This is a genomic window from Massilia sp. P1_C10 (genome assembly GCF_056406475.1).
Map to the genome: position 1 here is coordinate 40,323 of NZ_JBFUAC010000011.1, position 26,596 is coordinate 66,918.

The 26,596-nt window shown below is 61.7% G+C and carries 29 protein-coding genes; 8 read left to right on the forward strand and 21 right to left on the reverse strand.

What is annotated here, in order from left to right; translation table 11 throughout:
- Nucleotides 1-70: 70 nt before the first annotated feature.
- The 12 genes from AC1D02_RS20110 to rpmH form a co-directional block, all read right to left on the reverse strand.
- The gene (locus AC1D02_RS20110) at nt 71-259 is read right to left on the reverse strand and encodes a hypothetical protein (protein ID WP_477320172.1); all 189 of its coding nucleotides are present in this window, start codon (nt 257-259) and stop codon (nt 71-73) included.
- Between the two features lie 75 nt (nt 260-334).
- Nucleotides 335-1,108, reverse strand: coding sequence for a hypothetical protein (locus AC1D02_RS20115; protein ID WP_477320174.1), 774 nt, complete (start codon nt 1,106-1,108; stop codon nt 335-337).
- Nucleotides 1,101-1,919, reverse strand: coding sequence for a YdaU family protein (locus AC1D02_RS20120; RefSeq protein ID WP_477320176.1), 819 nt, complete (start codon nt 1,917-1,919; stop codon nt 1,101-1,103). The genes AC1D02_RS20115 and AC1D02_RS20120 overlap by 8 nt, the downstream gene beginning before the upstream one ends.
- Nucleotides 1,916-2,092 (reverse strand): hypothetical protein, encoded by a 177-nt coding sequence (locus tag AC1D02_RS20125; RefSeq protein WP_477320178.1) that lies wholly within the window; start codon nt 2,090-2,092, stop codon nt 1,916-1,918. The genes AC1D02_RS20120 and AC1D02_RS20125 overlap by 4 nt, the downstream gene beginning before the upstream one ends.
- Nucleotides 2,093-2,332: a helix-turn-helix transcriptional regulator gene (locus tag AC1D02_RS20130; RefSeq protein WP_477320180.1), complete on the reverse strand. Its 240-nt coding sequence runs from the start codon at nt 2,330-2,332 to the stop codon at nt 2,093-2,095.
- A gap of 117 nt (nt 2,333-2,449) precedes the next feature.
- Nucleotides 2,450-3,304, reverse strand: coding sequence for a hypothetical protein (locus AC1D02_RS20135; RefSeq protein ID WP_477320182.1), 855 nt, complete (start codon nt 3,302-3,304; stop codon nt 2,450-2,452).
- A gap of 156 nt (nt 3,305-3,460) precedes the next feature.
- The gene (locus tag AC1D02_RS20140; RefSeq protein ID WP_477320184.1) at nt 3,461-4,693 is read right to left on the reverse strand and encodes a tyrosine-type recombinase/integrase; all 1,233 of its coding nucleotides are present in this window, start codon (nt 4,691-4,693) and stop codon (nt 3,461-3,463) included.
- A gap of 164 nt (nt 4,694-4,857) precedes the next feature.
- Nucleotides 4,858-6,237: a tRNA uridine-5-carboxymethylaminomethyl(34) synthesis GTPase MnmE gene (gene mnmE / locus AC1D02_RS20145; protein ID WP_477320186.1), complete on the reverse strand. Its 1,380-nt coding sequence runs from the start codon at nt 6,235-6,237 to the stop codon at nt 4,858-4,860.
- Between the two features lie 169 nt (nt 6,238-6,406).
- A complete protein-coding gene (gene yidC, locus AC1D02_RS20150; protein ID WP_477320188.1) occupies nt 6,407-8,122 on the reverse strand; it encodes a membrane protein insertase YidC in 1,716 nt (571 codons plus the stop codon).
- 24 nt (nt 8,123-8,146) lie between these two features.
- Nucleotides 8,147-8,407 (reverse strand): membrane protein insertion efficiency factor YidD, encoded by a 261-nt coding sequence (yidD, locus tag AC1D02_RS20155; RefSeq protein WP_477320190.1) that lies wholly within the window; start codon nt 8,405-8,407, stop codon nt 8,147-8,149.
- On the reverse strand, nt 8,404-8,790 hold the full coding sequence (gene rnpA / locus AC1D02_RS20160; RefSeq protein ID WP_477320192.1) for a ribonuclease P protein component: 387 nt from the start codon (nt 8,788-8,790) through the stop codon (nt 8,404-8,406). Before rnpA ends, yidD begins: the two co-directional genes overlap by 4 nt.
- A 7-nt stretch (nt 8,791-8,797) precedes the next feature.
- Nucleotides 8,798-8,932, reverse strand: coding sequence for a 50S ribosomal protein L34 (gene rpmH, locus AC1D02_RS20165; RefSeq protein ID WP_010401996.1), 135 nt, complete (start codon nt 8,930-8,932; stop codon nt 8,798-8,800).
- A 417-nt stretch (nt 8,933-9,349) separates the two neighbouring features.
- Here rpmH and dnaA point away from each other — a divergent pair, with 417 nt between their 5' ends.
- From dnaA to AC1D02_RS20205, 8 genes are all read left to right on the forward strand, one after another.
- The gene (gene dnaA, locus AC1D02_RS20170; protein ID WP_477320195.1) at nt 9,350-10,738 is read left to right on the forward strand and encodes a chromosomal replication initiator protein DnaA; all 1,389 of its coding nucleotides are present in this window, start codon (nt 9,350-9,352) and stop codon (nt 10,736-10,738) included.
- Nucleotides 10,739-10,901: 163 nt separating this feature from the next.
- Entirely contained in the window at nt 10,902-12,008 is a 1,107-nt protein-coding gene (dnaN, locus tag AC1D02_RS20175; protein WP_477320197.1) for a DNA polymerase III subunit beta, read from the forward strand.
- 188 nt (nt 12,009-12,196) lie between these two features.
- Complete coding sequence (gyrB, locus tag AC1D02_RS20180) at nt 12,197-14,692, forward strand: DNA topoisomerase (ATP-hydrolyzing) subunit B (RefSeq protein ID WP_477320199.1); 2,496 nt, start codon at nt 12,197-12,199, stop codon at nt 14,690-14,692.
- 311 nt (nt 14,693-15,003) lie between these two features.
- A complete protein-coding gene (locus AC1D02_RS20185) occupies nt 15,004-16,671 on the forward strand; it encodes a TonB C-terminal domain-containing protein (RefSeq protein WP_477320201.1) in 1,668 nt (555 codons plus the stop codon).
- A 134-nt stretch (nt 16,672-16,805) separates the two neighbouring features.
- Complete coding sequence (locus AC1D02_RS20190; RefSeq protein ID WP_477320203.1) at nt 16,806-17,510, forward strand: hypothetical protein; 705 nt, start codon at nt 16,806-16,808, stop codon at nt 17,508-17,510.
- A gap of 325 nt (nt 17,511-17,835) precedes the next feature.
- On the forward strand, nt 17,836-18,597 hold the full coding sequence (locus AC1D02_RS20195; protein ID WP_477320205.1) for a peptidylprolyl isomerase: 762 nt from the start codon (nt 17,836-17,838) through the stop codon (nt 18,595-18,597).
- 45 nt (nt 18,598-18,642) lie between these two features.
- Entirely contained in the window at nt 18,643-21,702 is a 3,060-nt protein-coding gene (locus AC1D02_RS20200; RefSeq protein ID WP_477320207.1) for an ABC transporter transmembrane domain-containing protein, read from the forward strand.
- On the forward strand, nt 21,699-22,952 hold the full coding sequence (locus AC1D02_RS20205) for a sigma-54 interaction domain-containing protein (protein ID WP_477320209.1): 1,254 nt from the start codon (nt 21,699-21,701) through the stop codon (nt 22,950-22,952). Before AC1D02_RS20200 ends, AC1D02_RS20205 begins: the two co-directional genes overlap by 4 nt.
- 110 nt (nt 22,953-23,062) lie before the next feature.
- On the opposite strand, the gene AC1D02_RS20210 is transcribed toward AC1D02_RS20205, so the two are convergent.
- The 9 genes from AC1D02_RS20210 to AC1D02_RS20250 all read right to left on the reverse strand — a co-directional run bounded on the left by AC1D02_RS20210 (nt 23,063) and on the right by AC1D02_RS20250 (nt 26,199).
- Entirely contained in the window at nt 23,063-23,815 is a 753-nt protein-coding gene (locus AC1D02_RS20210; protein ID WP_477320211.1) for a PP2C family protein-serine/threonine phosphatase, read from the reverse strand.
- 27 nt (nt 23,816-23,842) lie between these two features.
- Nucleotides 23,843-24,130, reverse strand: a complete 288-nt coding sequence (locus tag AC1D02_RS20215) for a hypothetical protein (RefSeq protein WP_477320213.1) — start codon at nt 24,128-24,130, stop codon at nt 23,843-23,845.
- 53 nt (nt 24,131-24,183) lie between these two features.
- Nucleotides 24,184-24,447, reverse strand: a complete 264-nt coding sequence (locus AC1D02_RS20220; protein WP_477320215.1) for a hypothetical protein — start codon at nt 24,445-24,447, stop codon at nt 24,184-24,186.
- A gap of 31 nt (nt 24,448-24,478) precedes the next feature.
- Nucleotides 24,479-24,757, reverse strand: coding sequence for a hypothetical protein (locus AC1D02_RS20225; RefSeq protein ID WP_477320216.1), 279 nt, complete (start codon nt 24,755-24,757; stop codon nt 24,479-24,481).
- Between the two features lie 108 nt (nt 24,758-24,865).
- A complete protein-coding gene (locus AC1D02_RS20230; RefSeq protein ID WP_477320218.1) occupies nt 24,866-25,045 on the reverse strand; it encodes a hypothetical protein in 180 nt (59 codons plus the stop codon).
- A gap of 3 nt (nt 25,046-25,048) precedes the next feature.
- Nucleotides 25,049-25,234, reverse strand: a complete 186-nt coding sequence (locus AC1D02_RS20235; RefSeq protein WP_477320220.1) for a hypothetical protein — start codon at nt 25,232-25,234, stop codon at nt 25,049-25,051.
- A gap of 138 nt (nt 25,235-25,372) precedes the next feature.
- On the reverse strand, nt 25,373-25,570 hold the full coding sequence (locus tag AC1D02_RS20240) for a hypothetical protein (RefSeq protein ID WP_477320222.1): 198 nt from the start codon (nt 25,568-25,570) through the stop codon (nt 25,373-25,375).
- A gap of 35 nt (nt 25,571-25,605) precedes the next feature.
- Nucleotides 25,606-25,884, reverse strand: coding sequence for a hypothetical protein (locus tag AC1D02_RS20245; RefSeq protein WP_477320224.1), 279 nt, complete (start codon nt 25,882-25,884; stop codon nt 25,606-25,608).
- A gap of 36 nt (nt 25,885-25,920) precedes the next feature.
- Complete coding sequence (locus AC1D02_RS20250) at nt 25,921-26,199, reverse strand: hypothetical protein (protein WP_477320226.1); 279 nt, start codon at nt 26,197-26,199, stop codon at nt 25,921-25,923.
- Nucleotides 26,200-26,596 lie beyond the last annotated feature (397 nt).

Sequence of the window (26,596 nt, forward strand, 5' to 3'; positions counted from 1 at the left end):
GAGTAAGTAATTTCCCGCTAACTTTCCGGGGCCGCAACGACATGTCGGCGTTGTTCGCCCCTCACGAGCCTTACGGGCGCTGCTTTGCAGCACCTAACAACAGACGTTCCAAGGCACGACCGCCACACTCGTAAGATTCGCGTTCGCGATTAAGAAATGCCACCAATTCGGGATGGACATAGACGGACAAGCGTGTAAAACCGGCCTGCTTCATTTTGGCCTTGTAAATCCGCAGGCGTTCAGCATTTGTAGTGCTCATTTTGATTTCCTTTTCAGCGTTCGATGGCAACCAGCGTTGCGAAAAAATTCTGCCGCCCCTGAGTGCGACTGCGGCTCACAATGGCCCGCACTTGCCTTTATTCAGTGCTTGATACTGCGCAACACGTTCAGCGATCCGGCGCTTGGATTCCGTCTCTTCGCGCCAGTCCGCCTCTAATTCGCGGTCAGCCTTTTCAGCTTTCGCTTCCGCTGAATCCTTCAACAACTTACGGATGTTGGCGATCTGTGCACGGGCCTCGGCGTTAAGCATCGGCTCGCCAATCGGAGCGGGCAGCAATGCGGCAATAGTAGGCGCGGTCAGCAGTCCTGCAGTCCCGGCCTTAGCAAGTGCAGCAGTTTGCTTCGCGGTTTCCCACCCAAGTGAGACTGACCATTGTGCCGGTTGGCACGCGGCGCGCGAGGCGGCGACGAGGCGCGCATACGCCTCCAGAAATGATTTGCGAGCGCTGATTGCGCCGCTGGAGTCAAGTACCGGGCGGCAAATGCCAAACGCTTCAGCGGTTTCTTGCGACCAGACCACCGTGTCGGCCTCGTCCACGCTCGTCAACGCAATTGCCCACGCTTCTTCAGGACCTGGCCGGCCGTCGTTTTCAATTGCCATTTCGATCTGTTCGATCAGGTCGGCGGGCTTCGGGGTAAACCGGCCACGAGTGCGGTCAAGGCAATGCGCCGACAGCGCTGCACGCACTGCAGACATTGGATATTTTGCCATCGCAGCAAAGAACATGCTTTTGGCACCGGGCCCAATGATTTTGTTGGCACCTGAACCGATGAGATCATAGGCATCGTCCAGCAGGGCGGCGAACTCGTCGTAGTCTCTTTCAAACATCAATTATTCCTCCGGCGTTCATACTGCTATTGCCAAACAGGCGGCGTTTTGCTTCGTCGTTAACGGCCTTACGGGAGGCTGTCATATCAGCTTGCGGAACTGGCGAGCGCACACTTTGCATTTCAGCCCAGTCTGCTTTGAATCCGGACCAGCCGCGCTCACAGCACATCGTCAAGGCGGCTTCGAGCGTGATCCCCGCTTTAGCCGCTTCACGCTTTATGCCTTCGATTGCAGTTGGTGTGATCGGTGCGTTCTTTTTCGAGCGAAGTTTTTTGAAGTCGATCGCAAGTTGTGCCGGGATGCCGCTAAGCAAATCAAGCGATGCCGAAGGCATTGCGCGCTCTGTTGTTTTTGAATTGGTTTTTGGTTCCTGGTTATTGGTTATTGGTTCTTGGTTAGTTTGCGATCCGGCTTGTTCTGGCTTGCGGGTTGCAATCGGATCGGAACCAGACTGGAACCCGCTGGGTTTTTCTGGATTAGCCGTTGCTTTTGATGGCCGGCCGCCCATACGGCCATTGGCTTTCGCCGTTTCGGCTTTCGCGCGATAGGCCGCAATCTCATCGTCACAGCGAGCCTTCCTAAATCCGTCCTCCGTTTTCTGAAATTTGTACTGCAGCAGTTCGGCAACGATCTTGCGATCCTCTTCTGTGCGTGCGCCGAGGATATGGCAGAGTTCGTCAACGTTGAGTGGCAGCGGCTTCTCTGTGTCGTAATAGACTTCAATCATGTCGCGGTATATCCAGCGTTCAACACGATTCATGTAGACCGAACCAGAGCGGAAGTCACCAATATGATGCGGGTAGTAGTTCATGGGGACATCTCGCCACAATGACGCACGCCACGCCCCGGATGCTTGGCGCGCTGTTCGGTTTTAATTTTCTTCGCGATGGATTTGCTCTGATCCAGATCGACGATTACGTCCCCATCCGGGCAATGGAACTTCATACCGGCCAGTGCTTGACCTTGTGTTGGCATCGCCGCCATTTACTTGGCCTCAGCAACGTAATTCAACGGGTCAGCAAAAAACTTATGCAGTTCGCGGTTCGAATAGCACGTGCAACGCTCGGAAAGGCGAACTGCCGGCGGCGCTTTGCCCGCAATGACCATTTGGCGGAATTTCTCGCGGCTGACGGGCGAGAACGGGATGATCTGACGCCAGCGGGACATGCCGTCCGCCGGGAGAGTCTTGCTGAGAGGTGCTGCTTGGGTTGCGATGTGCGCCATGGTTGCCTAACTTTGCTTGTTGCCGCCGTGGTTCAGCGGATTGATGCAAGGTTAGGCGTTGTCGAATTGTTGGAAAACCCTTGTGCCGGCTGGATGCGCGCTTTGCCAGCACAGGGATCACTTTGCTGGCATGGTTCCAGTTTTCGCCTGTTTCTCCCACTCGCGGCACCAGTCTTCAATAACCTTTGCACTCTCCAAATTTTCACATTTTTGCAGCATGTCACGGGCAAACGAAGCTTTTCCCTTGTAGGCAATTCTGTTTGCCTGCCAAGCAAGCCAGCACTCTTTTACGAAAGACTTGTCAGTTTGCTTGGGGTCGCGCTTATGGCGTTCGATCGCACCCAAGGTACTGAATTCCGATCTCGCTCGCTGTAGTCGAGCACTCTTTGTGCTGATCGCATTTGCCTTTTCGAGGGCAAGGGTAGCGGAGACAATCGAATCTGCCGCACCGCCGTCCAGGCACAACAAGATTAGCGCACAGTCGATTTCCTGGAGGCATGCGAACAGGAAATAGCATGCCAAGTGATCAGAATTGCTGTTTTCTGCTTCTCTTAATTGCTGCAAGACGTCAAGAATCAGATATCCGTTCTGGTTTTCCGAAAAATCTGGCGTCAAAATTTCGTCCGTCAAATTGCCTTTGAATTCGAACTTGTGAGAATTCTCCTGTAAGTGGCAAGCGAACGTTCGAATATCGCGTTGGTAGTCACAGTAGATCCTGTCAAAATGGTCGACACTATCAAACTTAAATCCCTCTAGTTGTTGAAACGCACGCTTCCCTAGCTGCCATAGCTCAAGCGCATCATCACTCAATCCTGTATCACATGCCGAGATACGAGGTGAATCGCCACTCGCAGTCAAAAAGGTGGAACTGCTCCCGGTGAAACTTGCGTACGGGTGGTAAGACAAAAACCTAAAAAAATTCACTGCACGCCCCTCAGCGCCCCTGAAAAAATAAGTGCCAGTCCATTCCATCAGGGAGATAGGATTTCGGCGATCAGCCTAGGACGGGCGTAGAACGAAAATATTACGGGATTTTTTGGAAGTGGCCGGCTATAGCCTTGCCGCTCGCGGCGGCAGTTCGCGCATCAAATCCCACCCGCCTGATTCCGCCGGTGGCTGTGAAACACTTCAAGCGGCGCGCCCAAACTTGCCGATCACGACCTTCTTCCCCTCGGCAATCTGCGCATCAACGAAGTCCGACCAAAGGTGCATGATCTTGCGGCGTTCATCCGCGTACTCGGCCCGGTTGTACACGCCCTTGATGCCTTTTATCGAGTGCGCCAGTGCTTTCTCGATGGCGTCGGACGACTGGCCCATCTCGTGCAGGTGCGTCGATGCGGTGCGTCGGAAGTCGTGGATGACGAAGTGTTGTACGTCAGAGTTCATCGCGCGTACCGCTTGATTCAGTGTCGATTTGGCGATAGGCCGGTCCTCGTGGCCGCGCCGCATTGGGAACACGAAGCGCTGGCTATGTGACAGCGTGCGCAGTTCGCGCAGCATGGACACGGCCTGCGCCGACAGGTACACCCAGTGCTCACGGTCCATTTTCATGCGCTCGGCCGGGATACGCCATATGCCCTCGTCCAGGTCAAACTCGGACCACTCCGACTCGATCAGTTCGGACTTGCGCACCATTGTGATCACGAGGAGGTGCAGCGCCAGCTTGTAGGCGCGGCTCATATTGGAGGTGTACACCTTACGCAGGACCGTACCGACTTCATCGGGCGACAGAACGCGCGTGCGGCTCTGGGGCGTCGCGATGTAACGAGCGACCAACTGCTGACCGGGGTTCATTGTCGCGGCCTGGCGCGAAATCGCGTACTCGTACATGCGCTTGACCACATTGCGTGTAAATAGGGCCATTTGCGAGGCGCCACGCCCTTTCACCTTGTCGCAGATGGCCAGCACGTCACCGGCATTTACTTCTGTCAGGGCCTTATTGCCGATGGCCGGGTAGATATCCTTGTCCAAGGCGCGCCTGGTAACCGTGCGGTACGATAGCGATTTAGTGGCTATCTCCGACTCGTACCAAGAATCAGCAAAGGCGCGCACCGAATCGAGAGTCTTGGAGGCGCCACGGTCCTTCTTGGCATCCGCGATAGGCGACACGCCGCCGGCCACAATCTCGGCATAGCGGCGTGCGCGGGTCCGGGCGTCTTGCAGGCTGACCGCTGGATAATCGCCGATGGTGACCAAGGGCTGTTGCTTGCGGTTGAGAGAATAACGGTAGCGCCAGACCATCGAGCCCGATGTCATGACTTCCAGCACCAGGCCGCCGCCATCTGCGATCAGGTATCGCTTCGCCTTTGGCTTGAGCGCCTTGATGCGCTTGTCATTGAGGGGAATGGCTGCTTTGGGCATTTAAGTACACACCTTTGAGTACACACGGGATTGTGTACTGAAGTGTGTACTTAAAAAGTATATGTGTCAATGGGCAACATTGGGCTATGCCAGCCATTAAGCCACTGATATTCAAGGGCGTATGCCGAAAAATTTGGCAACGATTGACAACCATTGGCGACTATCTATTTTCCGATGCAGAAGCGGCCGAAGATCACGCCCAGCAGATCGTCGGACGAAAACGCACCCGTGATGCTCGACAGCTGCGCCTGCGCCAGCCGCAGTTCTTCGGCGAACAGGTCCAGCGACTGGTCGGTCTGCGCCGCGTGCGCCGCGGCCAGGTCGAGGTGGTCGCGCGCGGCGCGCAAGGCGATCAGGTGCCGTTCGCGCGCCAGGTACAGCGACTCGCCGGTCTGCTGCCAGCCGGCGATGCGCAGCAGCTCCGCGCGCAGCAGGTCGATGCCGATATGTTCGTGCGCCGACAAATAGACGTTGACCGCGTCCGGCGCCGGATCGACCGCCGGCTTGTGCCCCGACAGGTCGATCTTGTTCCAGATGCGCAGCACCGGCACGCCGGCCGGAAACGCGGCGACGATATGCTCGTCGGCGCCGGTCGGCCCGTAGCCCGCGTCCAGCAGGTGCAGGATCACGTCGGCCTTGCCCACTTCTCCCCAGGTGCGTTCGATGCCGATGCGCTCGACCTGGTCGACCGCTTCGTCGATGGTGCGGATGCCCGCCGTGTCGATGATGTGCAGCGGGATGCCTTCGATCTGGATCGTCTCGGTCACCTTGTCGCGCGTGGTGCCGGCGATCGGCGTGACGATCGCCACGTCGGCGCCGGCCAGCGAATTGAGCAGCGACGACTTGCCCACGTTGGGCTGTCCGACCAGCACCACGTTCAGGCCTTCGCGCAGCAGCGCGCCTTGCGCCGCCTGCCTGAACACCTTGTCCAGCGAATCGATGATGACGGCCAGCTGGCCGCGCGCGTCGGATTTTTCGAGGAAGTCGATCTCCTCTTCCGGGAAGTCCAGCGTCGCCTCGACCAGCATACGCAGGTTGATGGTCTGCTCGACCAGCGTGTGGATGGTCTTCGAAAACGCGCCCGACAGCGACTGCGTCGCCGACTTGGCCGCCGCTTCGGTGGAGGCGTCGATCAGGTCGGCCACCGCCTCGGCCTGGGCCAGGTCCAGCTTGTCGTTGAGGTAGGCGCGGCGCGTGAACTCGCCCGGCTCGGCCAGGCGCAGGCCAGATTCAGCGCCCGCTTCGAGCACGCGCGCGAGCAGCATCTGCAGCACTACCGGGCCGCCGTGGCCCTGGAGTTCAAGCACGTCCTCGCCGGTGTACGAATGCGGGCCGGCGAACACCACGGCGATGCCCTGGTCGATCACGCTGCCGTCGGCCGCCTTGAAGTCGGTGTAGGTGGCGTGGCGCGGCTTGAGCGTGGTGCGCGGGAACAGCGCGGCGACCAGCGGCGCCAGGTCCTTGCCGGACGCGCGCACGACGCCGATGCCGCCGCGGCCTGGTGCGGTGGCGATGGCGGCGATGGGGGAAGAGTCGAGTTTCATGATCAGATTGTAGATGAATGAGGCCGCCAACGTCGCGTGCCAGGAGGAGGGTGTCAGGTCCGGCGGACCTGACACCGCCGTTGAACGCGGCGTAAAAAAAGCCCGCGAACGTGCGAGCTTCTTCGTCAAAACCGTGGTCAGGTCCGCGGGACCTGCCCCCTGTGCATGCTTATTTCGCCGGCTGTTCTGCGAACTTCTTGGTGATCACCCACTGCTGGCCGATCGACAGGATGTTGTTGACCACCCAGTACAGCACCAGGCCGGACGGGAAGAAGAAGAACATCAGCGAGAAAATCAGCGGCATCCACATCATCATCTTGGCCTGCATCGGATCGGCCGGCGCAGGATTGAGCTTGGTGGTGATGAACATCGAGATCGCATACAGCACCGGCAGGATGATCCACGGGTCGTGCTGCGACAGATCCTGGATCCAGCCGATCCACGGCGCGCCGCGGAATTCGACCGACGCCTGCAGCACCCAGTACAGCGCGATAAACACCGGCATCTGCACCAGGATCGGCAGGCAGCCGCCCAGCGGGTTGATCTTCTCGGTCTTGTACAGCTCCATGGTGGCTTGGTTCATCTTGGCCGGATCGCCCTTGTAGCGCTCGCGGATCGCCTGCATCTTCGGCGTCACCAGCTTGACCTTGGCCATGCTCTTGTAGCCTGCCGCCGACAGCGGGAAGAACAGCAGCTTGATCAGGATCGTGAACGCGATGATGGTCCAGCCCCAGTTGCCCAGCACATTGTGGATCTGGTTGATCACCCAGAAAATCGGCTTCGCGATGATGGTCAGGAAGCCATAATCCTTGACCAGGTCGAGGCCGGGGGCGGTGCTTTCCAGCAGCTTCTCGTCCTGCGGGCCCGAGTACAGCTTGGCGTTGTTGCTGACGGTGGCGCCCGGCGCGATGGTGCCCAGCGGCTGGATCGTGCTGATCGCGTAGCGGTTGGTGTCGACTTTGGCGGTCTCGATGGTGCGCAGCGTGTTCGGCTGCGGCACGAAGGCCGACACGAAGAAGTGCTGCGAAATGGCGATCCAGCCGTCGGTCGACTTGGTGGCGTGATCGGCGTGGCCCTTCTTCTCGATCGTCGCGAAGTCCAGCTTCTGGTACTTCTCTTCCGGCGTGTACAGGGTCGGGCCGGTGAAACTGCTGTTGAAGTACGAATCGCCTTCCGGCTTGTTACCATCGTGCAGAAGACGCAGGTACAGCGACGGCGCAACCGGCGCGGCGCCGACGTTGCTGACGTCGTGGCGCACGTCGATCACGTACGAACCCTTGTGGAAGGTGTAGGTCTTGGTCAGCTTGACGCCGCCCTGCTCGGACTCGAGCACCAGCTGCACTTCGTTGGCGCCGTCGATGACGCGCGCGCCAGGCTTGGCGGTGAAGATCGTGTTGTGGTTCGGCAGGGACGGGGCGCCGGTCAGCCCGGTCTGCGCCAGGTACTGGTGGGTCGCGCCTTCGTCGAACAGCACTTCGTTCTTGGTCTTGTCGACGCGCGGCTTGCACACTTCGAACAGGCCGAAGCAGCCGCCGAACCAGCCCGGATGGCCGGCCTGCTGGAACTTCAGCAGCTCGAGGCGGCGCACGACGCCGCCGGCGGTGTCGATGTCGGCCTTGAGCACGTCGGTGGTGATGGTGATGACTTCACGCTTGGCCGCTTCCACAGCCGCCGGGGCGCCTGGCAGCGCTGGCGCGCCAGGAACGGCGGCTGCCGCCGGCGCGGTCGGCGCGGCGGTGCTGGCGCCGGGCGCCGTCACGACCTTGGCCGGCGTGCGCGGGCCGAAGAAGGACTGCCCGCCGTTCGCCACCATCCAGTCGTTCCACAGAACGAACAGCGAGACGGCGAACACGATCCACATGATGGTACGTTTATTGATTTCCATTGAGGTATTAGTCAGCAGTTAGATTCAGGGGTGGTGGCAACCGCAAGCGGTTGTGGAGTCGTGTTCGCCGCGCGCGGGCGGCACCGGGTCGACGCCGCCTTCGTGCCACGGATGGCATTTGCAGACGCGGCGCACGGACAGCAGCGAGCCGCGCGCCGCGCCGTGTACGCGCAGCGCCTCGATCGCATAGCTCGAGCAGCTGGGATAAAAGCGGCAGTTCTGGCCCAGCATCGGCGACAGTATCAATTGATACAGGCGCATGACCCAAATGAGCAGGCCGCTCATGGCGCCGGCGCCTTCTTCGTTTGCGAAGCGAACAGGCGCGCGATTTCGACGCGGATCGCCGCCTTCAGCGCCGCGTTGGTGGCCGGGCCGTCCTTGGCGTTGACCGGACGGGCCAGGCGCACGATGCAGTCGAGCGCCGGCAGCGCCGCCACGCGAAACAGCTCGCGGGTGACGCGTTTGATCGTGTTGCGCGTGACGGCGCGCGGCGCGAATCGCTTGGCCACAACGACGCCCAGCCGCGCATGCGGCAGTTCGGTGGGGCGGGTGTAGAGCACGAAATGCGCCGTTTTTTGCGCCGGGCGCAAACGAAAAACGGATGAAAATTCATCCGTTTTAACGATGCGACGAACGCGCGCGAAGTCGTGTGAACCTTCGCTTGTCATGCGAGGCTTAGACAGCCAGGCGTTTGCGGCCCTTGGCGCGGCGAGCGTTCAGGACGTCGCGGCCGCCACGGGTGGCCATACGAGCGCGGAAGCCGTGCGTGCGCTTGCGACGAACGACGGAAGGTTGGTAAGTACGTTTCATGGAGTTCTCGCTTAAAGCAAAATAAAATGCAAAATCGGGTCTGACGTCCCGTCAGTTTGGGCGCAAATGACATTTCGCAGATGGTTAAGCCAGCGACACGCCACAGCAAACTACCTTTTTGCCCGGAATACGGGCGGGGAACCCTGAATTAGACAGCATTTCGGCCTGCCGTGTCAAGGCTGGCGTGGTTTTCCGGCTCGGGACACTGCGTCGTCAAGGGCGGGGTCAGGTCCGCCGGACCTGACCCCGGGGGTTGGGCCGCAGCGCGTCCGGGGTTGATTTTCTGACTTCAAAGACAACAAAATAAGCGTCAAGCCTGTGGATAACTTTCCCGGTCGCAGGTAGAATAGCGCGTTACGTGTGGCGCACCTCCGGGGCGCATGCGCCCTCCACACCCCAATTATCACAAGACGATTCATGGAAAATTTCTGGCAGACCTGTTCCGCGCAGTTGGAACTGGAGCTGACACCGCAACAATTCAGTGCGTGGATCAAGCCGCTGGTCGCCCTCGACTACGAGGACGGCCGCTTGCGCATTGCCGCACCCAATCGCTTCAAGCTCGATTGGGTGAAGTCGCAATTCGCCACCCGCATCACCGCCCTCGCCGCCCAGTACTGGGAAGCGCCGATCGAAGTCCAGTTCGTGCTCGATCCGAAGAACGCGCTGCCGAAGAAGGCCGCCGGCGCCGCACCCGCGCCGCTGCCGGACGGCCATGGCAGCGACCCGCGCCGCGCCGACCCGGTCGCGCCGGCGCCGGACAACATCGCCAACTCGCCGCGCCGCGAGCAAAGCCGCATCAACACCGACCTGACGTTCGACAGCTTCGTGACCGGCAAGGCCAACCAGCTGGCGCGCGCCGCCGCGATCCAGGTGGCGAACAATCCGGGCGTGTCGTACAACCCGCTGTTCTTCTACGGCGGCGTCGGCCTCGGCAAGACTCACCTGATTCACGCGATCGGCAACCAGGTGATGGCCGACCAGCCGGGCGCGCGCATCCGCTACATCCACGCCGAGCAGTACGTGCGCGACGTGGTGACGGCGTACCAGCGCAAGGGCTTCGACGACTTCAAGCACTACTACCACTCGCTCGACATGCTGCTGATCGACGATATTCAATTCTTCGGCGGGAAGAGCCGCACGCAGGAAGAGTTCTTCTATGCGTTCGAGGCGCTGATCGCGGCGAAGAAGCAGATCATCATCACCAGCGACACCTATCCGAAAGAGATCACGGGCATGGACGACCGCCTGATCTCGCGCTTCGACTCCGGCCTGACGGTCGCGATCGAGCCGCCGGAGCTGGAAATGCGCGTGGCGATTCTGCTGAAAAAAGCCAATTCGGAAGGCGTGAACTTTTCGGACGACGTGGCGTTCTTCGTGGCCAAGCACCTGCGCTCGAACGTGCGCGAGCTCGAAGGCGCGCTGCGCAAGATCCTGGCGTACTCGCGCTTCCACGGCAAGGACATCACCATCGACGTGGTGAAGGAAGCGCTGAAGGACCTGCTGTCGGTGCAGAACCGCCAGATCTCGGTGGAGAACATCCAGAAGACGGTGGCGGACTTCTTCAACATCAAAGTGGCGGACATGTACTCGAAGCGCCGGCCGGCGAACATCGCGCGGCCGCGCCAGATCGCCATGTACCTGGCCAAGGAGCTGACGCAAAAGAGCCTGCCGGAGATCGGCGAACTGTTTGGCGGGCGCGATCACACCACCGTGCTGCATGCGGTGCGCAAGATCGCGCTGGACCGCACCAAGAACGCCGAGTGCAACCATGAGCTGCACGTGCTGGAGCAGACGCTGAAGGGCTGATGAAAGCCCGGGGTCAGGTCCGGCGGACCTGACCCCTATATTTAGCTGAAGCAATTTCTGGCAAAATAGCAGTGCAGAGACGGGGCCTGAGAGGGGCCCGGGCAGTATCAAAAAAGTAAGAAAAGCAGCAACGTATTTACGATCAACCCTACCGAGGATTACTATGCAATTGGTCAAAACCACCCGAGATACCCTTCTCCGGCCACTGCAGATCGTGAGCGGTATTGTCGAGCGTCGGCACACTATGCCGATTCTGGCCAATATCCTCATCCGCAAGGACGGCGAAAACGTCTCCTTCCTGTCGACCGACACCGAAGTGCAGATCACCACGCACGCCCAGATCGGCTCGGGCGCCGACGTCGCCGGCACCACGGTCGCGGCGCGCAAGCTGCTCGACATCCTGCGCGCGCTGCCGGAATCGGGCGACGTCACGATGACGCTGCTGAACAAGCGCCTGACGGTGCAGACCGGGAAATCGCGCTTCGCCCTGCAGACGCTGGCGGCCGAAGAATTCCCGACCGTCTCGGTTGCGGACACCTACAACGCCACCGTCACGCTGCCGCAGAAGACGCTCAAGCACCTGTTCCAGATGGTGCACTTCTCGATGGCGCAGCAGGACATCCGCTACTACCTGAACGGCCTGCTGCTGGTGCTCGATGGCCGCAACGTCATCGCCGTGGCGACCGACGGCCACCGCCTGGCGTTCTGCCAGGTCGAGACCGAGCAGGAATTCACGCGCCAGGAAGTGATCATCCCGCGCAAGACCATCATCGAACTTCAGCGCCTGCTCGAAGAGAGCGACGAGACGGTCCAGCTGGACATCGCCGCGAGCCAGGTCAAGCTGACGTTCGCCGACATCGAGCTGGTGTCGAAGCTGGTCGAGGGCAAATTCCCCGATTACACGCGCGTGATCCCGAAGGGCTACAAGAACGACTTCACGATCGGCCGCGACGAGCTGCTGCGTTCCCTGCAGCGCGCCGCGATCATGACGAGCGATAAATTCAAGGGCGTGCGCTGCATCATCACGCCGGGCAGCATGAAGATCAGCTCGACGAATGCGGACCAGGAAGAAGCGGTCGAAGAACTCGAGATCGACTACGGCGGAGACTCGGTCGACATCGGCTTCAACGTCACCTACCTGCTCGACGTGCTGAATAACCTGAAGTGCGACCAGATCAACATCGCGCTGGGCGACTCCAATTCGTCGGCGCTGATTTCGATTCCGGACAACCCGGACTTCAAGTACGTTGTCATGCCGATGCGGATTTAGAAAACCAACCGCTAACCTAAAGACCGTCATTCCCGCGAAGGCGGGAATCCATACGCCGCCTGATCGTTGGCGCAGTATGGGTTCCTGCCTTCGCAGGAACGACAGAAATTGCAGGCCCCCGCCACAAGTGGAGCAGCCGGCAGCAGCAACCGAAACACACTGAGTATCGTTTTTAGAGAAAGCAGTCCATGTCCGAGAACACACCACCAGCAGTCCCCGCGAAAGAGCAAGAGTACGGCGCCGCCCAGATTCAAATCCTGGAAGGCCTGGAAGCGGTGCGCAAACGCCCGGGCATGTACATCGGCGACACCTCGGACGGCACCGGCCTGCACCACCTGGTGTTCGAAGTGCTGGACAACTCGATCGACGAATCGCTGGCCGGCCACTGCACCGAGATCCACGTCACGATCCACTCGGACAATTCGATCTCGATCACCGACAACGGCCGCGGCGTGCCGACCGGCCTGAAGATGGACGACAAGCACGATCCGAAGCGCTCGGCCGCCGAAATCGTCATGACCGAGCTGCACGCCGGCGGCAAGTTCGACCAGAACTCGTACAAGGTGTCGGGCGGCCTGCACGGCGTGGGCGTCTCGTGCGTCAACGCGCTGTCGAAACTGCTCAAGCTGACCATCCGCCGCGACGGCAAAGTGCACCAGATGGAATTCGTGCGCGGCGTGCCGCAGCACCGCGAAATCGAAATGCGCGACGGCGTCGCCGTGTCCCCGATCAAGGTCGTCGGCGAGACCGACAAGCGCGGCACCGACGTCCACTTCTGGGCCGACGAAGAGATCTTCAACCACGTCGAATTCCACTACGAGATCCTGGCCAAGCGTATTCGCGAACTGTCGTTCCTGAATAACGGCGTCAACATCAAGCTGACCGACCAGCGCAACGGCAAGGAAGAAGTGTTCGCGTTCGAAGGCGGCACGCGCGGCTTCGTCGAATACATCAACAAGGCCAAGACGGTGCTGCACCCGACCGTGTTCCAGGCGACCGGCGAGCGCCAGTCCGACCAGAACACCACGATTTCCGTCGACGTGTCGATGCAGTGGAACGACGCCTACAACGAGCAGGTGCTGTGCTTCACCAATAACATCCCGCAGCGCGACGGCGGCACCCACCTGACCGGCCTGCGCGCGGCGATGACCCGCGTGATCAACAAGTATATCGACGAGAACGACTTCGCCAAGAAGGCCAAGGTCGAAATCAGCGGCGACGACATGCGCGAAGGCCTGACCTGCGTGCTGTCCGTCAAAGTGCCGGAGCCGAAATTCAGTTCGCAGACCAAGGACAAGCTGGTGTCGTCGGAGGTGCGCGGCCCGGTCGAAGAGATCGTCGCCAAGACGCTGTCGGACTACCTGGCCGAAAAGCCGAACGACGCCAAGATCATCTGCGGGAAGATCGTCGAAGCCGCGCGTGCGCGCGAGGCGGCCCGCAAGGCGCGCGACCTGACGCGCCGCAAAGGCGTGATGGACGGCCTGGGCCTGTCGGCCAAGCTGGCCGATTGCCAGGAAAAGGATCCGGCGCTGTCCGAACTGTACATCGTCGAGGGTGACTCCGCAGGCGGCTCGGCCAAGCAAGGGCGCGACCGCAAGTTCCAGGCGATCCTGCCGCTGCGCGGCAAGGTGCTGAACGTGGAGAAGGCGCGCTTCGAGAAGATGCTGTCGTCGGAGCAGATCACCACGCTGATCGCCACGCTCGGCACCTCGATCGGGCCGGACGAATTCAACGTCGACAAGCTGCGCTATCACCGCATCATCATCATGACCGATGCGGACGTCGACGGCGCCCACATCCGCACGCTGCTCCTGACGCTGTTCTACCGCCAGATGCCGCAGCTGGTCGAGCGCGGCCACATCTACATCGCGCAGCCGCCGCTGTACAAGGTCAAGGCCGGCCGCGACGAGCGTTACCTGAAAGACGACGTCGAAGAGGCGAGCTACATGATGACGGTGGCGCTGAACACCGCGTCGCTGGTGCCGCGCGACGGCGCCGATGCGATCACCGGCGAGGCGCTGGCCGAACTGGTACGCACCTTCAACCTGTCGAACGCGATCATGATGCGCCTGACGCGCGTGATCGACCGCGCCGCGCTGACCGCCATCATGACCGGCGTGACGCTGGTGCTGGACACGCAGGAAAATGCGGAAGTATCGGCCAAGGCGCTGGAAGCGACGATCGGCGACCGCGCGGTGACGGTGTCGGTGCGTTCGGACGACCTCAATGAAAAGCACATGCTGCGCATCGAGCGTATGCATCACGGTAACGTGAAAGTCAGCTCGATCGACGCGGACTTCGTCCAGGGCGCGGATTACGCCGTGCTGGCCGCGGGCGCCGCGACGTTCAAGGGCCTGATCGGCGAAGGCGCGTTCATCCGCCGCGGCGAAGGCGACCGCATCAAGGAATCGGCGGTCGACGACTTCCACCACGCGATGCAGTGGCTGCGCGACGAAGCCGAGCGCACCGTGTCGAAGCAGCGCTACAAAGGTCTGGGCGAGATGAATCCGGAGCAGCTGTGGGAAACCACGATGGATCCGACCGTGCGCCGCCTGCTGAAAGTGCAGATCGAAGACGCGATTGCCGCGGACCAGATCTTCACTACGCTGATGGGCGACGAGGTTGAGCCGCGCCGCAACTTCATCGAGTCGAACGCTCTGCGCGCCGGCAACATCGACGTCTAAGCCTGCTTGGGGTCTGGTCCTGCGGACCTGACCCCGCCTTGTTCGCCGCCGCAAATCAGCACCCAAAGGCCAATCGCTCGATTGGCCTTTCTCTTTTTGGCGATCAACCGATCTTGTCAGTGTGATAGCATCAGTTCTCGTCGATGATTCGACCGCCCGTTTTCAATCTACTGCATTGTCTCAATGGCTTCCAATCCGATACATTTCGCGCAGATGAATAACGAGGAAATTCTGAATGAGCTGGCTTCTGGCCGGCGCGAAGGGTTTGGAATTTGAGTGCGGCGCTCCTTAGTCCGCGCGACCCTCGGCGATTGAGTACGGCGCTGGTGCTCTCGTTGATAGCGCACTCTCTGCTCCTCAGCATTGCGCTCGGCGGCCAGACGTTCGGCCTTCCGCGCTTTGACTTCCCCTGGAAAGAGCGACGCCTCGGCGCCAATGATTTGCGCATTCTGCTTGCGCCGGCGCCTCGCGCTGAGACGGCGTCAGCGCCCGCGCCTGCGGATGGCGCGCTGCCCACGCCTGCGCAGACGCCTGTGGTCGCGGGCAATCCGACATCGATGTCGATGCCACTCCTTCCTGCGGCGTCGAATGCCACAGCTGCCATCCCGCAAGCAGCGCCTGGTGCCGCGCCCCCCGAGCCAGTCGCGGCCGCCCGGGAACGGCCGGACGTGAACCTGCCCATCGCGCCAGACGCGCCACGCGTTAGGGCGCCCGCAACCTCCACAGCGCGAAGCACGACTGTTCCAGACAATGCGGTAGCCATTCCCCGCGACGCCGTCGATGCCGCTCAAAAGCAGCACGACCACGAGCAGGAGCGCCAGAGCGCCGAGCAATCGCGACAGGCCGAGCTGAAGGCGGAGGCGCAGCGCGAAGCAACGCGGCAAGAGCGGCTGCGCCAGGATGCCGCAATCGCTGAGCAAAAAGCCAGGGCCGAATCGGCACGGCTGGAAAAAGAGCGTCTCGATCTCGCGCGGCAAGAGGATGTGCGGCGAGAAGCTTTGCAGAAAGAGCAGAGTAGGCAGGCGCAGCTGGATGCGGCGAAGCAGGCGCAAGTGGAATCGGCAAGGCTGGCCCAGCTGGAAGCCGAAAGGCTGCAGAAGATCGAAGCTGCAAAGCAAGCGCAACTCGAAGCGACAAAGCAGGCACAAGTCGAAGCCGCGCGGAAGGCGCAGTTGGAGGCAGCCAGGCAAGCGCAACAGGAGGCGACCCGGCAGGCGCAACTGGAAGCTGCAAAACAAGCACAGCTCGAAGCGGCGAAACAAGCGCAGATGGAGATGGCGCGTAAGGCCCAGCAGGAAGCGGCGAAGCAAGCGCAGCTGGAGGCCGCGCAGAAGGCTCAGCAAGAAGCGGCAAAGCAAGCTCAGCTGGAAGCAACCCGCCAGGCACAACAAGAGGCCGCACGACAGGAAGCAATCAGGCAAGAGGCGGCACGCCGCGAGGGAGCAAAGCAAGAGGCGACGCGCCAGGAATTGGCCGCCAAAGACCTGGCGCAACGCGAGCGCGCCGAGCAGGAGGCCCAGCGCGAGGAGCGGCTGCGCGCGATCGGCAGGCAACTCAACGCGGAGGCGGCCCAGCGCGACGCGGCGTCCACTCCCCCGTCCCGCTCGCTGCTACCCGGGATGAGCAACCTGCGCCGCGGATTGCTGCTCGGCCGCGCTGATCCGAACGCCGAGCTTGTCCGTTACGCTGAAGCCATGGGCCGGAAGATCGAGGCGAACATGACGCTCGACATGGTGCGAGAGGCGGTCAAACAACGTCATACGCAACCGATCGTAACAGTGGCAATTCGCGCCGACGGCTCCGTGGAGAAGGTCACTTTCGTGGTGTCCAGCGGCGTACCGGCAATCGACGAAGCAATCCGACAGGTGGTGGCCAGCCAGGCGCCATACGGCGCATTTCCGCCGGCTCTCGCGCGCCAGTACGACGTGATCGAAATCCGCCGCACATGGATTTTCGACGTGGCCATCCGCCTGCAGTAACCCGGCCGGGGGCTTGTCCTGCGGACCTAACCACATCTTTGCTTCATACTAACGCGATGAGCTCTTCGGCGCCGACGAAAATGGGGTCAGGTCCGCAGGACCAGACCCCGCCTTACACATTTTGAAAGTCCGCAATGCCATCAGCGAAGCTCCCGCAGCGCGCGACCACGGCAGAAACGTGCCAATGGCTTAGCGAACAAACCGGCACGCCGTGGACCCTCGCGCGCCTGATCGAACATGGCTTGACGCCCTACGTCTGGGTTGATTACTCCGACGAATACGCCGACCTGTTCGCCGAAGGCATCACCGGCTACTCCGCGCCGGTGGTCTACATCGAAGACACCAAGCGGCTGGCCGCAGGCAGCGACGACGTGCTGATCCGCTTCACGCGCGACTCCGACCGCATCGCCATCAAGCTGAAGGAACCTGGCATGCGCATGCCGCTCGACGCGGTGCGTTTCTTTCAGCGCGATATCGAGCAACTGGCAGAGGCGCTGCTCAACCCGCCAGAGCCCGAGGCACCGGCTGCGCCGAAGGAAAGCCTGAAAGGAATCAGCAAGGAGCAGGTGCTGATCGCGTTCGGCGGCATGGCGAAAATCGACCTGGAGAAATCGCTGGCCGGCGGGATCGGCATTTTCGGTGACGATGGCGCCCGCGTCCGGAAGAATTCCCGCGCCGGGAAAAACACGCACCTGTGGAATCCGGTGACGCTCGCCCTCGGCCTGAACGACGTGTACCGCGTGCCGATGCGAACGTTGAAGAAAGCCTTCGCCACCCAGCCGGATTTGACGGAATGGCGCGACGCGTGGCTCGAGTCGCTGCGCTTGCTGGGCGAATAGCCCGTCGTGCCAGCGAAGGCTGGTACCCATGCCGAGATTGCTTTCCCCGCATGACCCGCTCAATATAGGTACCAGGCTTCGCTGGTACGACCGCCAAGGATGGCGCCACGCCTGGCTTGAGTCGCTGCAGTGGTTGGGCGAATGAACCGACCCGTCGTACCAGCGAAGGCTGGTACCCATGCTGAAATAGATTTCCCTGCATATTCCGCTCAGTATGGATACCAGCCTTCGCTGGTACGACAAACTGGCATTGCCCCGCGTGATTGCATTTCGCGCGCGACCGTATACGCTGAGAATTGGTTCGACGCGAAGCGAGGGAGGCACCATGTCAGCGATTGTGCGCATTGATGACGAGGTCATCGACACCGACAGTTTCATCCGGACACTCAAGCTCAGCGGGCAGTTCGAAGGACTCATCGAGCAACTGGTGCGCGAGAAGCTGACCGTTCGCGCCGCCAGGAAACAGGGTTTGCAGCTGGCGCCGGAAGAGATCCAGGAACGCGCCGACCAGTTTCGCCGCAGCCAGGGACTGCATCGCGCCGCCGACATGAACAACTACCTCGACGCACTCGGCATCAGCCTCGACGAATTCGAGCTCTTCATTACCGACGGCCTGTACCAGGAAAAGATGATGGCACAGGTGTGCAGCGACGCCGCCGTCGAACAATATTTCAAGCTCAACTCGCCGAAATTCGACAGCGTCGAAGTCAGCCACATCGTGCTCGACACCGAGGGCAAGGCGAAGGAGATGATATCGGCGCTCGCCGACGACCCCGACAGCTTCGCCGACATGGCGCGCGAGCACTCGATCGGCGATGCGCGCGAGAGCGGCGGCATCATCGGCAAGGTATTGCGCGGCTCGCTCAAGCCCGACATCGAAGCGCGTGTGTTCAACGCCGCGCCCGGCGAACTGCTGGGTCCCTTCGCGTCGCCCGACCGCTCGTTCTACGAGATCTTTTCGGTCAACGCCAAGTACCCGGCGTCGCTCGACGAGGACACCGCCGCCGAGGTGCGCCGCCTGCTGCGCGAGGGCTGGCTGCAGGCGCGCGCGCAGGAGCACATCATCGAGGCCTGTCCGTCCAGGTAACTCCGGCCGCGGCCGCATGCCGTTCGACGCGCGTGGAAATGAGACATGGAACCACTTTCGCAAGCCCATCCTGTCGCCGAGTTCCTGTCCACGGTGGAAATCCTGTCGCCGTTTACTCCGGATGAGCTGGAACGCCTGTCCGATGCGGCCGAGTCGCGCTTCTACGCGTTCGGCGACACCATCTGCACGGCCGGCGAGCCGGCCGCCGGCCTGTACGTGATCCGCTCCGGCTCGGTGCGCGTGTTCAGCGACGAGCACGGCAAGGAAGTGAGCATGGGCGTGCGCAAGGCGGGCGAGGTGTTCGCCGAGATCGCCATGCTGCGCGACCATCCGCACGAGCTGTCGGCGCGCGCCTCGGTGAAGACCGAATTGCTGTTCATCGCGCGCGCGGCGTTCGAACCGGTGCTGGCGCGCAATCCCGTGGCGCTGCAGTTCATCACCAATTACGTGGCGATCAGTTCCGCCGGCGGCTTGGTGGCGCGCCTGTTCGACCTGCGCGGCAAGGTGAGCAAGCCCGAGCTCGAGGAGTTCGTGCGCAGCGTCGGCGTCAAGCGCGTCGGCGCGGGCAAGGAAATCCTGAAGCAGGACTCGCGCGACGACCGCCGCCTGTACGTGGTGCGCCAGGGACAGGTGCGCGTGGTCTACAACGATGCCGATGCGGAGTACACGCTGGCCACGCTGGGGCCGGGAGAGATCTTCGGCGAGAAGGCCTGCATGATGCGCCAGGAACAGATGGCGTCCGTCATCGCCGTCACCGACACAACCTTGCTGGTCGTCCCCGAGAAGACCGCCCACTTCATCCTCGAGCGCAACGACAAGCTGCGCGAGGTGATGGAGGAACGCATCCGCTTCGTCGAGCGCGAGCTGCACCGGCAAAAACGGCTGGCCGAGCGGCGCAAGCGGCCCGTGGTGCTCGACTTGCAATCGAAGCCGGAGGCCGACGAAAAGATCCTGAAGCGATTCGCGCTGGTCGAGCAGGCCGAGGAAATGGACTGCGGCGCCGCCTGCCTGGCGATGCTGTGCCGCCACTATGGCATCAACATGACGCTGGGCAAGCTGCGCGAGCTGGCCAACGTCACGACCCAGGGCGCAACGCTGGACAGCCTGGCGCGCGCCGGCGAATCGCTGGGCTTTTCCACGCGCGGCGTCCAGTGCACCTTCGACGCCCTGGGCGGCTTCGAGCTGCCATTCATCATCCACTGGGAAGGCTACCACTACGTCGTGGTGTACGGCATCTCGCCGCGCCAGGTGTGGGTGGCCGATCCGGCGGTCGGCTTCAAGAAAATGACCGTGGAGGAATTCGAGCGCGGCTGGAGCGGCACCTGCCTGGTGTTCACGCCGGGCCAGGAAATGGTCCAGCTGACCGCGGCGCGCTCGCCCTGGCTGCGCTTCGTCAGCTACCTGGCGCCCTACAAGACCATCCTGTGGCACCTGTTCCTGGCCACCTTCGTGATCCAGATGCTGGGCATCGTCCCGCCGATGATCATCCAGAACATCCTCGACGGCGTGGTGGTGCACCACAACATCAGCCTGCTGCACCTGCTGATCACCGGATTGATCGTGTCCACGGTGTTCACCCAGATCATGTCCACGGTGCGCGCCTACCTGGCCAATTACATGGTGCGCAACCTCGATTTTTCGATGATGTCGCAGTTCTTCAAGCACACGATGTCGCTGCCCTACTCCTTCTTCGCCAAGCGCAAGACCGGCGACATCCTGGCGCGCTTCCAGGAGAACCAGACCATCCGCGCCTTCCTGACCGAGTCGACCGTCACCACCGTGCTGAACCTGCTGATGGTTTTCATCTACTTCACCATCCTGTTCCTCTACAACGTCAAGCTGACCGTGCTGCTGATCGCTTTCGTCATCCCCATCATCGCGGTGACGGTGCTGGCCACGCCGCGCATCAAGGACTTCGCGCGCGAAGTGTTCACGGCCTCGACCGACGCCCACTCGTTCCTGATGGAAGCGCTGGGCGGCATCGAGACCATCAAGGGCATGGGCAGCGAGCGCCCGGTGCGCCTGAAGTGGGAAAAGAAATACGTCAAGGCGCTGGAAGTGCAGTACCGCTCGCAAGTGTTCAACATCTGGGTCGGCCTGGCCAGCCAGATGCTGCACGCCGCCACCACGATCGCCATCCTGTGGGTGGGCGCCGACCTGGTGCTGGCGCGCGAACTGTCGATCGGCCAGCTGATCGCCTTCAATGCGCTGATGGGCAGCGTGCTGTCGCCGCTGATGGGCCTGGTAGGCCTGTGGAGCCGGCTGGCGGACGCCACGGTGGCCATGGAGCGCCTTGGCGACGTGCTGGACATCGAACCCGAGCAAAAGCCCGCGGATCTCGCCTCGCGCGTCGTGCTGCCCGACCTGCAGGGCGAGATCAAGCTCGACGGCATGTATTTCCGCTACGGCGACGGCGAGACGCCCTACGTGCTGGAGAACATCAGCATCGACATCAAGCCGGGCGAGCTGGTCGCCATCGTCGGGCGCAGCGGCTCCGGCAAGACAACGCTGGCCAAGTTGCTGGTCGGTTTCTATCCGCCCACCGAAGGCAAGATCATCATCGACGGCTACGACATGAGCGTGATCGACAAGGATTACTACCGCGCGCAGGTGGGCTACGTCATGCAGAGCAACCTGCTGTTCTCCGGCACCATCGCGGAAAACATCGCCAGCGGCGACGACAGTCCGGACAGGCGCCGCATCGAGGAAGTGGCGAAAATGGCGGACGCGCACGCGTTCATCAGCAAACTGCCGCTGGGCTACGAGCAGGTCGTCGGCGAGCGCGGCGTCGGCTTGTCGGGCGGCCAGGTGCAGCGGCTGTGCATCGCGCGCGCGCTGTACCACGACCCGCGCCTGCTGGTATTCGATGAAGCCACCTCCGCCCTCGATACCCAGTCGGAGAGCAACATCATCGGCAACATGCAAGCGATCCTGGAAGGACGCACGGCCGTCATCATCGCGCACCGCCTCAGCACCATCATGCGGGCCGACAAGATCATCGTGCTGTACGAAGGCAAGATCGCGGAAATGGGACGCCATGAGGAATTGCTGGAACGGCGCGGCATGTACTACGAACTGGTGCAGAAGCAATTGAGCGCGGCATGAAACTGTTCAACCAGGGCATCCCCCGCGGCTCCGCGATGTCATATGCGGCGTTGCTGGAAAAGATCGAAATCCTGCGCTCGACCTTGCGCTGGGCGACGACCTTGCAGCGCGCCGAGATCGAGAAGCTGCTGCGCCAGGCCAACGTGCTGCGCGACGACGTGATGCAGTTGTCGCACAAGGAGCGCTTCGTGCAGGCGGTCAGCGCCGAGCCGGCGCCCGCACAATCGACCGGCGAACGGCGCCAGGCGCTGCTCGCGCGCAGCTTCGTGTTCGAAGGCACGTTCGGCGACAACCCCCGGCTGCTCGACGCGCTCGAGATCGCCGAAAAGGCCGCGCCCACCGACCTGCCGGTGCTGGTCGACGGCGAAAGCGGCACCGGCAAGGAATTGATGGCGAAGGTGATCCATGCCAACGGATCGCGCGCCGACAAGCCGTACATCTCCGTGAACTGCGGCGCGATCCCGGACAGCCTGCTCGAATCCGAACTCTTCGGCCACAAGAAAGGCGCATTCACGGGCGCCGCGAATGACCGCAAGGGCAAATTCGAAAGCGCCCACCACGGCACCATTTTTCTCGATGAGATCGGCGAGCTGCCTTTGCCGGGCCAGGTCAAGCTGCTGCGGGTATTGCAGTCGCACGAAATCCAGCGCGTCGGATCGGACGAAACCATTTCGGTCGACACCCGCATCGTGGCGGCGACCAACAAGAACCTGCGCAAGCTGATCGAGCAGGGACTGTTTCGCGAAGACCTGTTCTACCGGCTCAGCGTGATCCACCTGACCCTGCCGCCGCTGCGCGAACGCAAGGATGAAATTCCCTTGCTGATCGCCTACTACTGCGACGAAGCGGCCGAGGCGCTCAAGCGTCGTCCGGTCAAGACCACCGCCAGGCTGCGCGACTTCCTGCTCGGCTATGCCTACCCTGGCAACATCCGCGAACTGCGCAACATCGTGTACCGGATCTCCTGCCTGGCCGCGGAGACGGCCGACCTGTCGCACCTTCCCGACGATATCCGGCCGGCGGCGGCGAAACCGCGCGCGCAGCAAGGCGAGCCGGCGCCGCTATCGCTGAGCGAAGCGAAACGTGTCGCCAGCGACGAAGCGGAGCGTGCCTGCCTGGAGCGCGGCCTGCAGGAAACCGGCGGCACGGTGGCCGAGCTGGCACGGCGCTGGGACATGAACCGCTCGCACCTGCAGATCCTGCTGAAGAAGCACGGCCTGCACTCGAAGGATTTCCGCAAGGAGGCGTGAGCCATTAGCCTGCATACTGACCATAATGGAGGCTATTCTGCTGGCGTCGACAAAACAGGGGTCAGGTCCGCCGGACCTGACCCCCTCCTTGCACAGCGCCGCTTGCAATCTCACAACGCCGGATTGAGCATGGTCTTGTCGCTGCACACATCGTCGGCGCGCGCGACCACCACCGAGACATTGTCGCGCGCCCCATTCGCGAGCGCCTTCGCGATCAGCTCGTCCACCGCGGCGCCGCACTCACCCCCGCCCAGCGCGTCGGCGATGCCCTGCTCGTCCACGGGATTGCTCAAGCCATCGCTGCACAAGAGGAACAAATCGCCGTCGCGCACCTGCAAGGTGCCGTGCTCGATGTCGATCGTGTCGGCGGCGCCCAGCGCGCGCGTGATGCCGTTCGACACGGGCGCATTCGCGCCCAGCGCCCTCATTTCCTCGGCCTGGCTGTGATCGCGGGTCAGCTGCTGGAGCCGCCCGTTGCGGTAAAGGTAGATGCGGCTGTCGCCGGCCCACAGGTAAGCTGCCTCGCCCCCGCACGCGAGCAGGACGACGACGGTGCTGCCCATCATTGTTACCTTGCGCGCCGATGCTTCGGCACGCAGCTGCCCGTTCACTGCACGCAGACGGTCGAGCGCAACGGCTATCGATTGCTGCAGGCCGGCGGGACCGGCCGCCGGCAAGGTGTCCAGCGCCGCGACCACCATGCGGCTGGCGACGTCGCCGTAGGCGTGGCCGCCCATGCCGTCGGCGACTGCCCACAGCCCGCGCGCGGCATGCTCGAGAAGACTATCCTCATTGCGGCTGCGCACCAGCCCGATATCGGTCCGTGCCGCCGATGTCCATCGAAACTCGTGGTCGACTGTCATCGCCTGGCCCCGCGATCCGCTCGCGCCCTACTGCGGCTGAAACCGGTTGTTCACACTGCGTTCGTCGACCGCGACGGCGACGTTCGAATTCGATCCGGAGTTCAGCACCGAAACGATCTGGTACTGATTGATCATCTGCTCCGCATAATTGTTGATCTGGTAGAAGTTCACCACGGGCGCGAAGCTCGGCGCGTCGGAGAACGGCGCGATCCAGCCATACACCCACGGTGCGCCGCCGGCGCCGCGCAACTGCGACATCGCCTTGCGGTCCAGGTCCCGATTGACGGACAGGTCGTTAATCGCAATGGTAGCCATAATTAAGTTCCTCGCATCGGACGAAAAAGGAGGCCTGGGCAGGCCTCCTCAGTTTAGAACATCTTTGGGATGACCGCGCTGTTGAATCCCGTTTGCGTGGCTGCCAGATTGACCGTCGGGCCGGTAAAGCCGGCGCCGATCGAGCCGTTGTTGTTCAACACGTTGAGGTCGACGTCCTGGATCTGCACGAGGTTCTGGTTGATGTTCAGGTTGACGTTCATATCGCCGCCCCAGGAATGGCCGCCGCGCACGGCGGACATGGCGCGCTGGTCCAGGTCGGTGGCGCAAGGCAGGTCGCTAAGCGTAATGGAAGACATGTTCATTCTCCTTTGGTTGAGCGGTCTGCCATTACAGCCGGAAGATGTTGTTCTGGCCGGCCTGCGACGTGGTGTTGGTCGCATGCACGCCATCCAGGAAAGCCGAGCCGTTGGCGGTCGCGTTCACTACGCTCTGCATTTGGAACAGCTCTTGCGTCGCGTGGATCGACGAATCGTAGCTGGGGGTGTACGACAGGTCGCCCATCTTGAAGTACGGCGAGTTCATCGAAAAGCCGCCGCGGACGGTGCTCATTGCCTTCGCGTCGAGTGCTTCGTTGCGGGCCAGGTCTTTGATGAGGATGGTTTTCATGGTGACGCTCCTAAAGTTTGAGGTTGGATGTCGAGGCATTTCGGTGCGCTCGATATCCATTCAGCAGAAACTGTGCCAGGAAGCTAGCCAAGCCCTAAGCCGTTGAATTTACAGGGCATTTTGAATCGCCTCATGATCGCGTGCGACCGATCTCGCGAGATTGCGTTGGACGCCATCCAACATAAATTCGATGACTGTACGGCCGTGCACAACACCGCCATGTCGCGCGCCGCGCAAAAACAAAAAAGCCGTCCGGTGCAAACGGGACGGCGTGTGGGCTGCGGTCATCGACTACTTCGGCGGCGGCCGCACGGGCGCTGCCTCCGGCGCAAGATTGACCAGCCGCTTGATGCGTAGCGCGTCGCGCCGCGCGGCCGCGCCGCCCGCACGTAGACGCGAGCCGCCGGAAATCGCCAGCATCGCCTGGCGATCAAGTTCGAAGTTCTCCTGCAAATCCTTGATGACGATAATTCCCATGATGCCTCCTGCAAAGGAAATGGTCCGGCGCAGCCATTGGATGGCTCAGCCGGACCGGTTGGAACACGATCAAATGACATGGTAGTCCTCTTGCCGGCTGACGCAAGCGCGGCCCAACAGTCTCCGTCACTCGGTTGTTCAGCTAACAGAAATCTTGTAACGGCCGGACTGCCAAATGGTGATGCATTCAGGCACCCGGTCGAGGCATGGCAAGTCGTCACCGGCAGCGTCCTCGACATAAATAACCTTCCGGTCGCCCGACTCCTGAACCTTTGCCATTGCCCTGCCGTCGAACCGGCCGGTACGGAACAGCTCCGTGATTTTCAGCTTTTTCATGATCGCTCTCCAACTGAACAAGCAAGTCGATTGGCTCAGGAGCCGAAGATATTGTTCTGGCCGTTCTGCGACGTGGTATTGGTCGCATGCACGCCGTCCAGGAACGCCGAGCCGTTGGCGACGGCGTTGACGACGCTCTGCATTTGCACGAGGCTCTGGCTGGCGTGGATCGACGAATCGTACGAAGGTGCGTAGTTCACGTCGCCGATCGAGTAATGCGGCGAGTTCATGCTCCAGCCGCCGCGCACGGCTGCCATTGCTTTGCCGTCGAGTTCTTCGGTACGGGCCAGGTCTTTGATGGTCAGGGTTTTCATGATGAGTCTCCAAGTAAGAAGTGAGGATCGATCGGCTCAGGCGCCGAAGATGTTGTTCTGGCCCGACTGCGACGTCGTGTTGGTGGCATGCACCCCGTCCAGGAAGGCCGAGCCGTTGGCGACCGCGTTGGTGACGTTCTGCACCTGCACCAGGCTCTGCGTGGCGGTGATCGAAGAATCGTACGAAGGCGCGTAGTTGACGTCGCCGATCTTGTAGTGCGGCGAGTTCATCGACCAGCCGCCACGCACTGCAGCCATTGCTTTGCCGTCGAGTTCTTCGGTACGGGCCAGGTCTTTGATGGTCAGGGATTTCATGGTGTTTCTCCTTAATAGTCAGTTTAGGTTGGTGAGCATTTCCTTGCGCTCACTGGACATACAGCAGGGACCGTGCCAGCTTCGAGCGATTTGCGCGGCCTTCTCGCAAGCGCTTGATTCAAAACGAAAATATCAAGCCTGCATTGGCACTTTGAGAGCGTTTTTGAATACGCGCAGTTCGTTCGAATCCAACGGTTTTTTGGGTTCTGTGCGATCGGTTCTAACACCGCGCTGCACGATCCTGATCCGCCGCGGACCAACACCAGGGGTCAGGTCCGCCGGACCTGACCCGAATTTGTCGCCGCCGTCTGCAAGCCGAAACGAAAAAGCCGCCCTGCGACTGGGGGCGGCTCTAATACAGCGTAAACAGGTCCAGCCCAGCCATCTCGCGATGGCT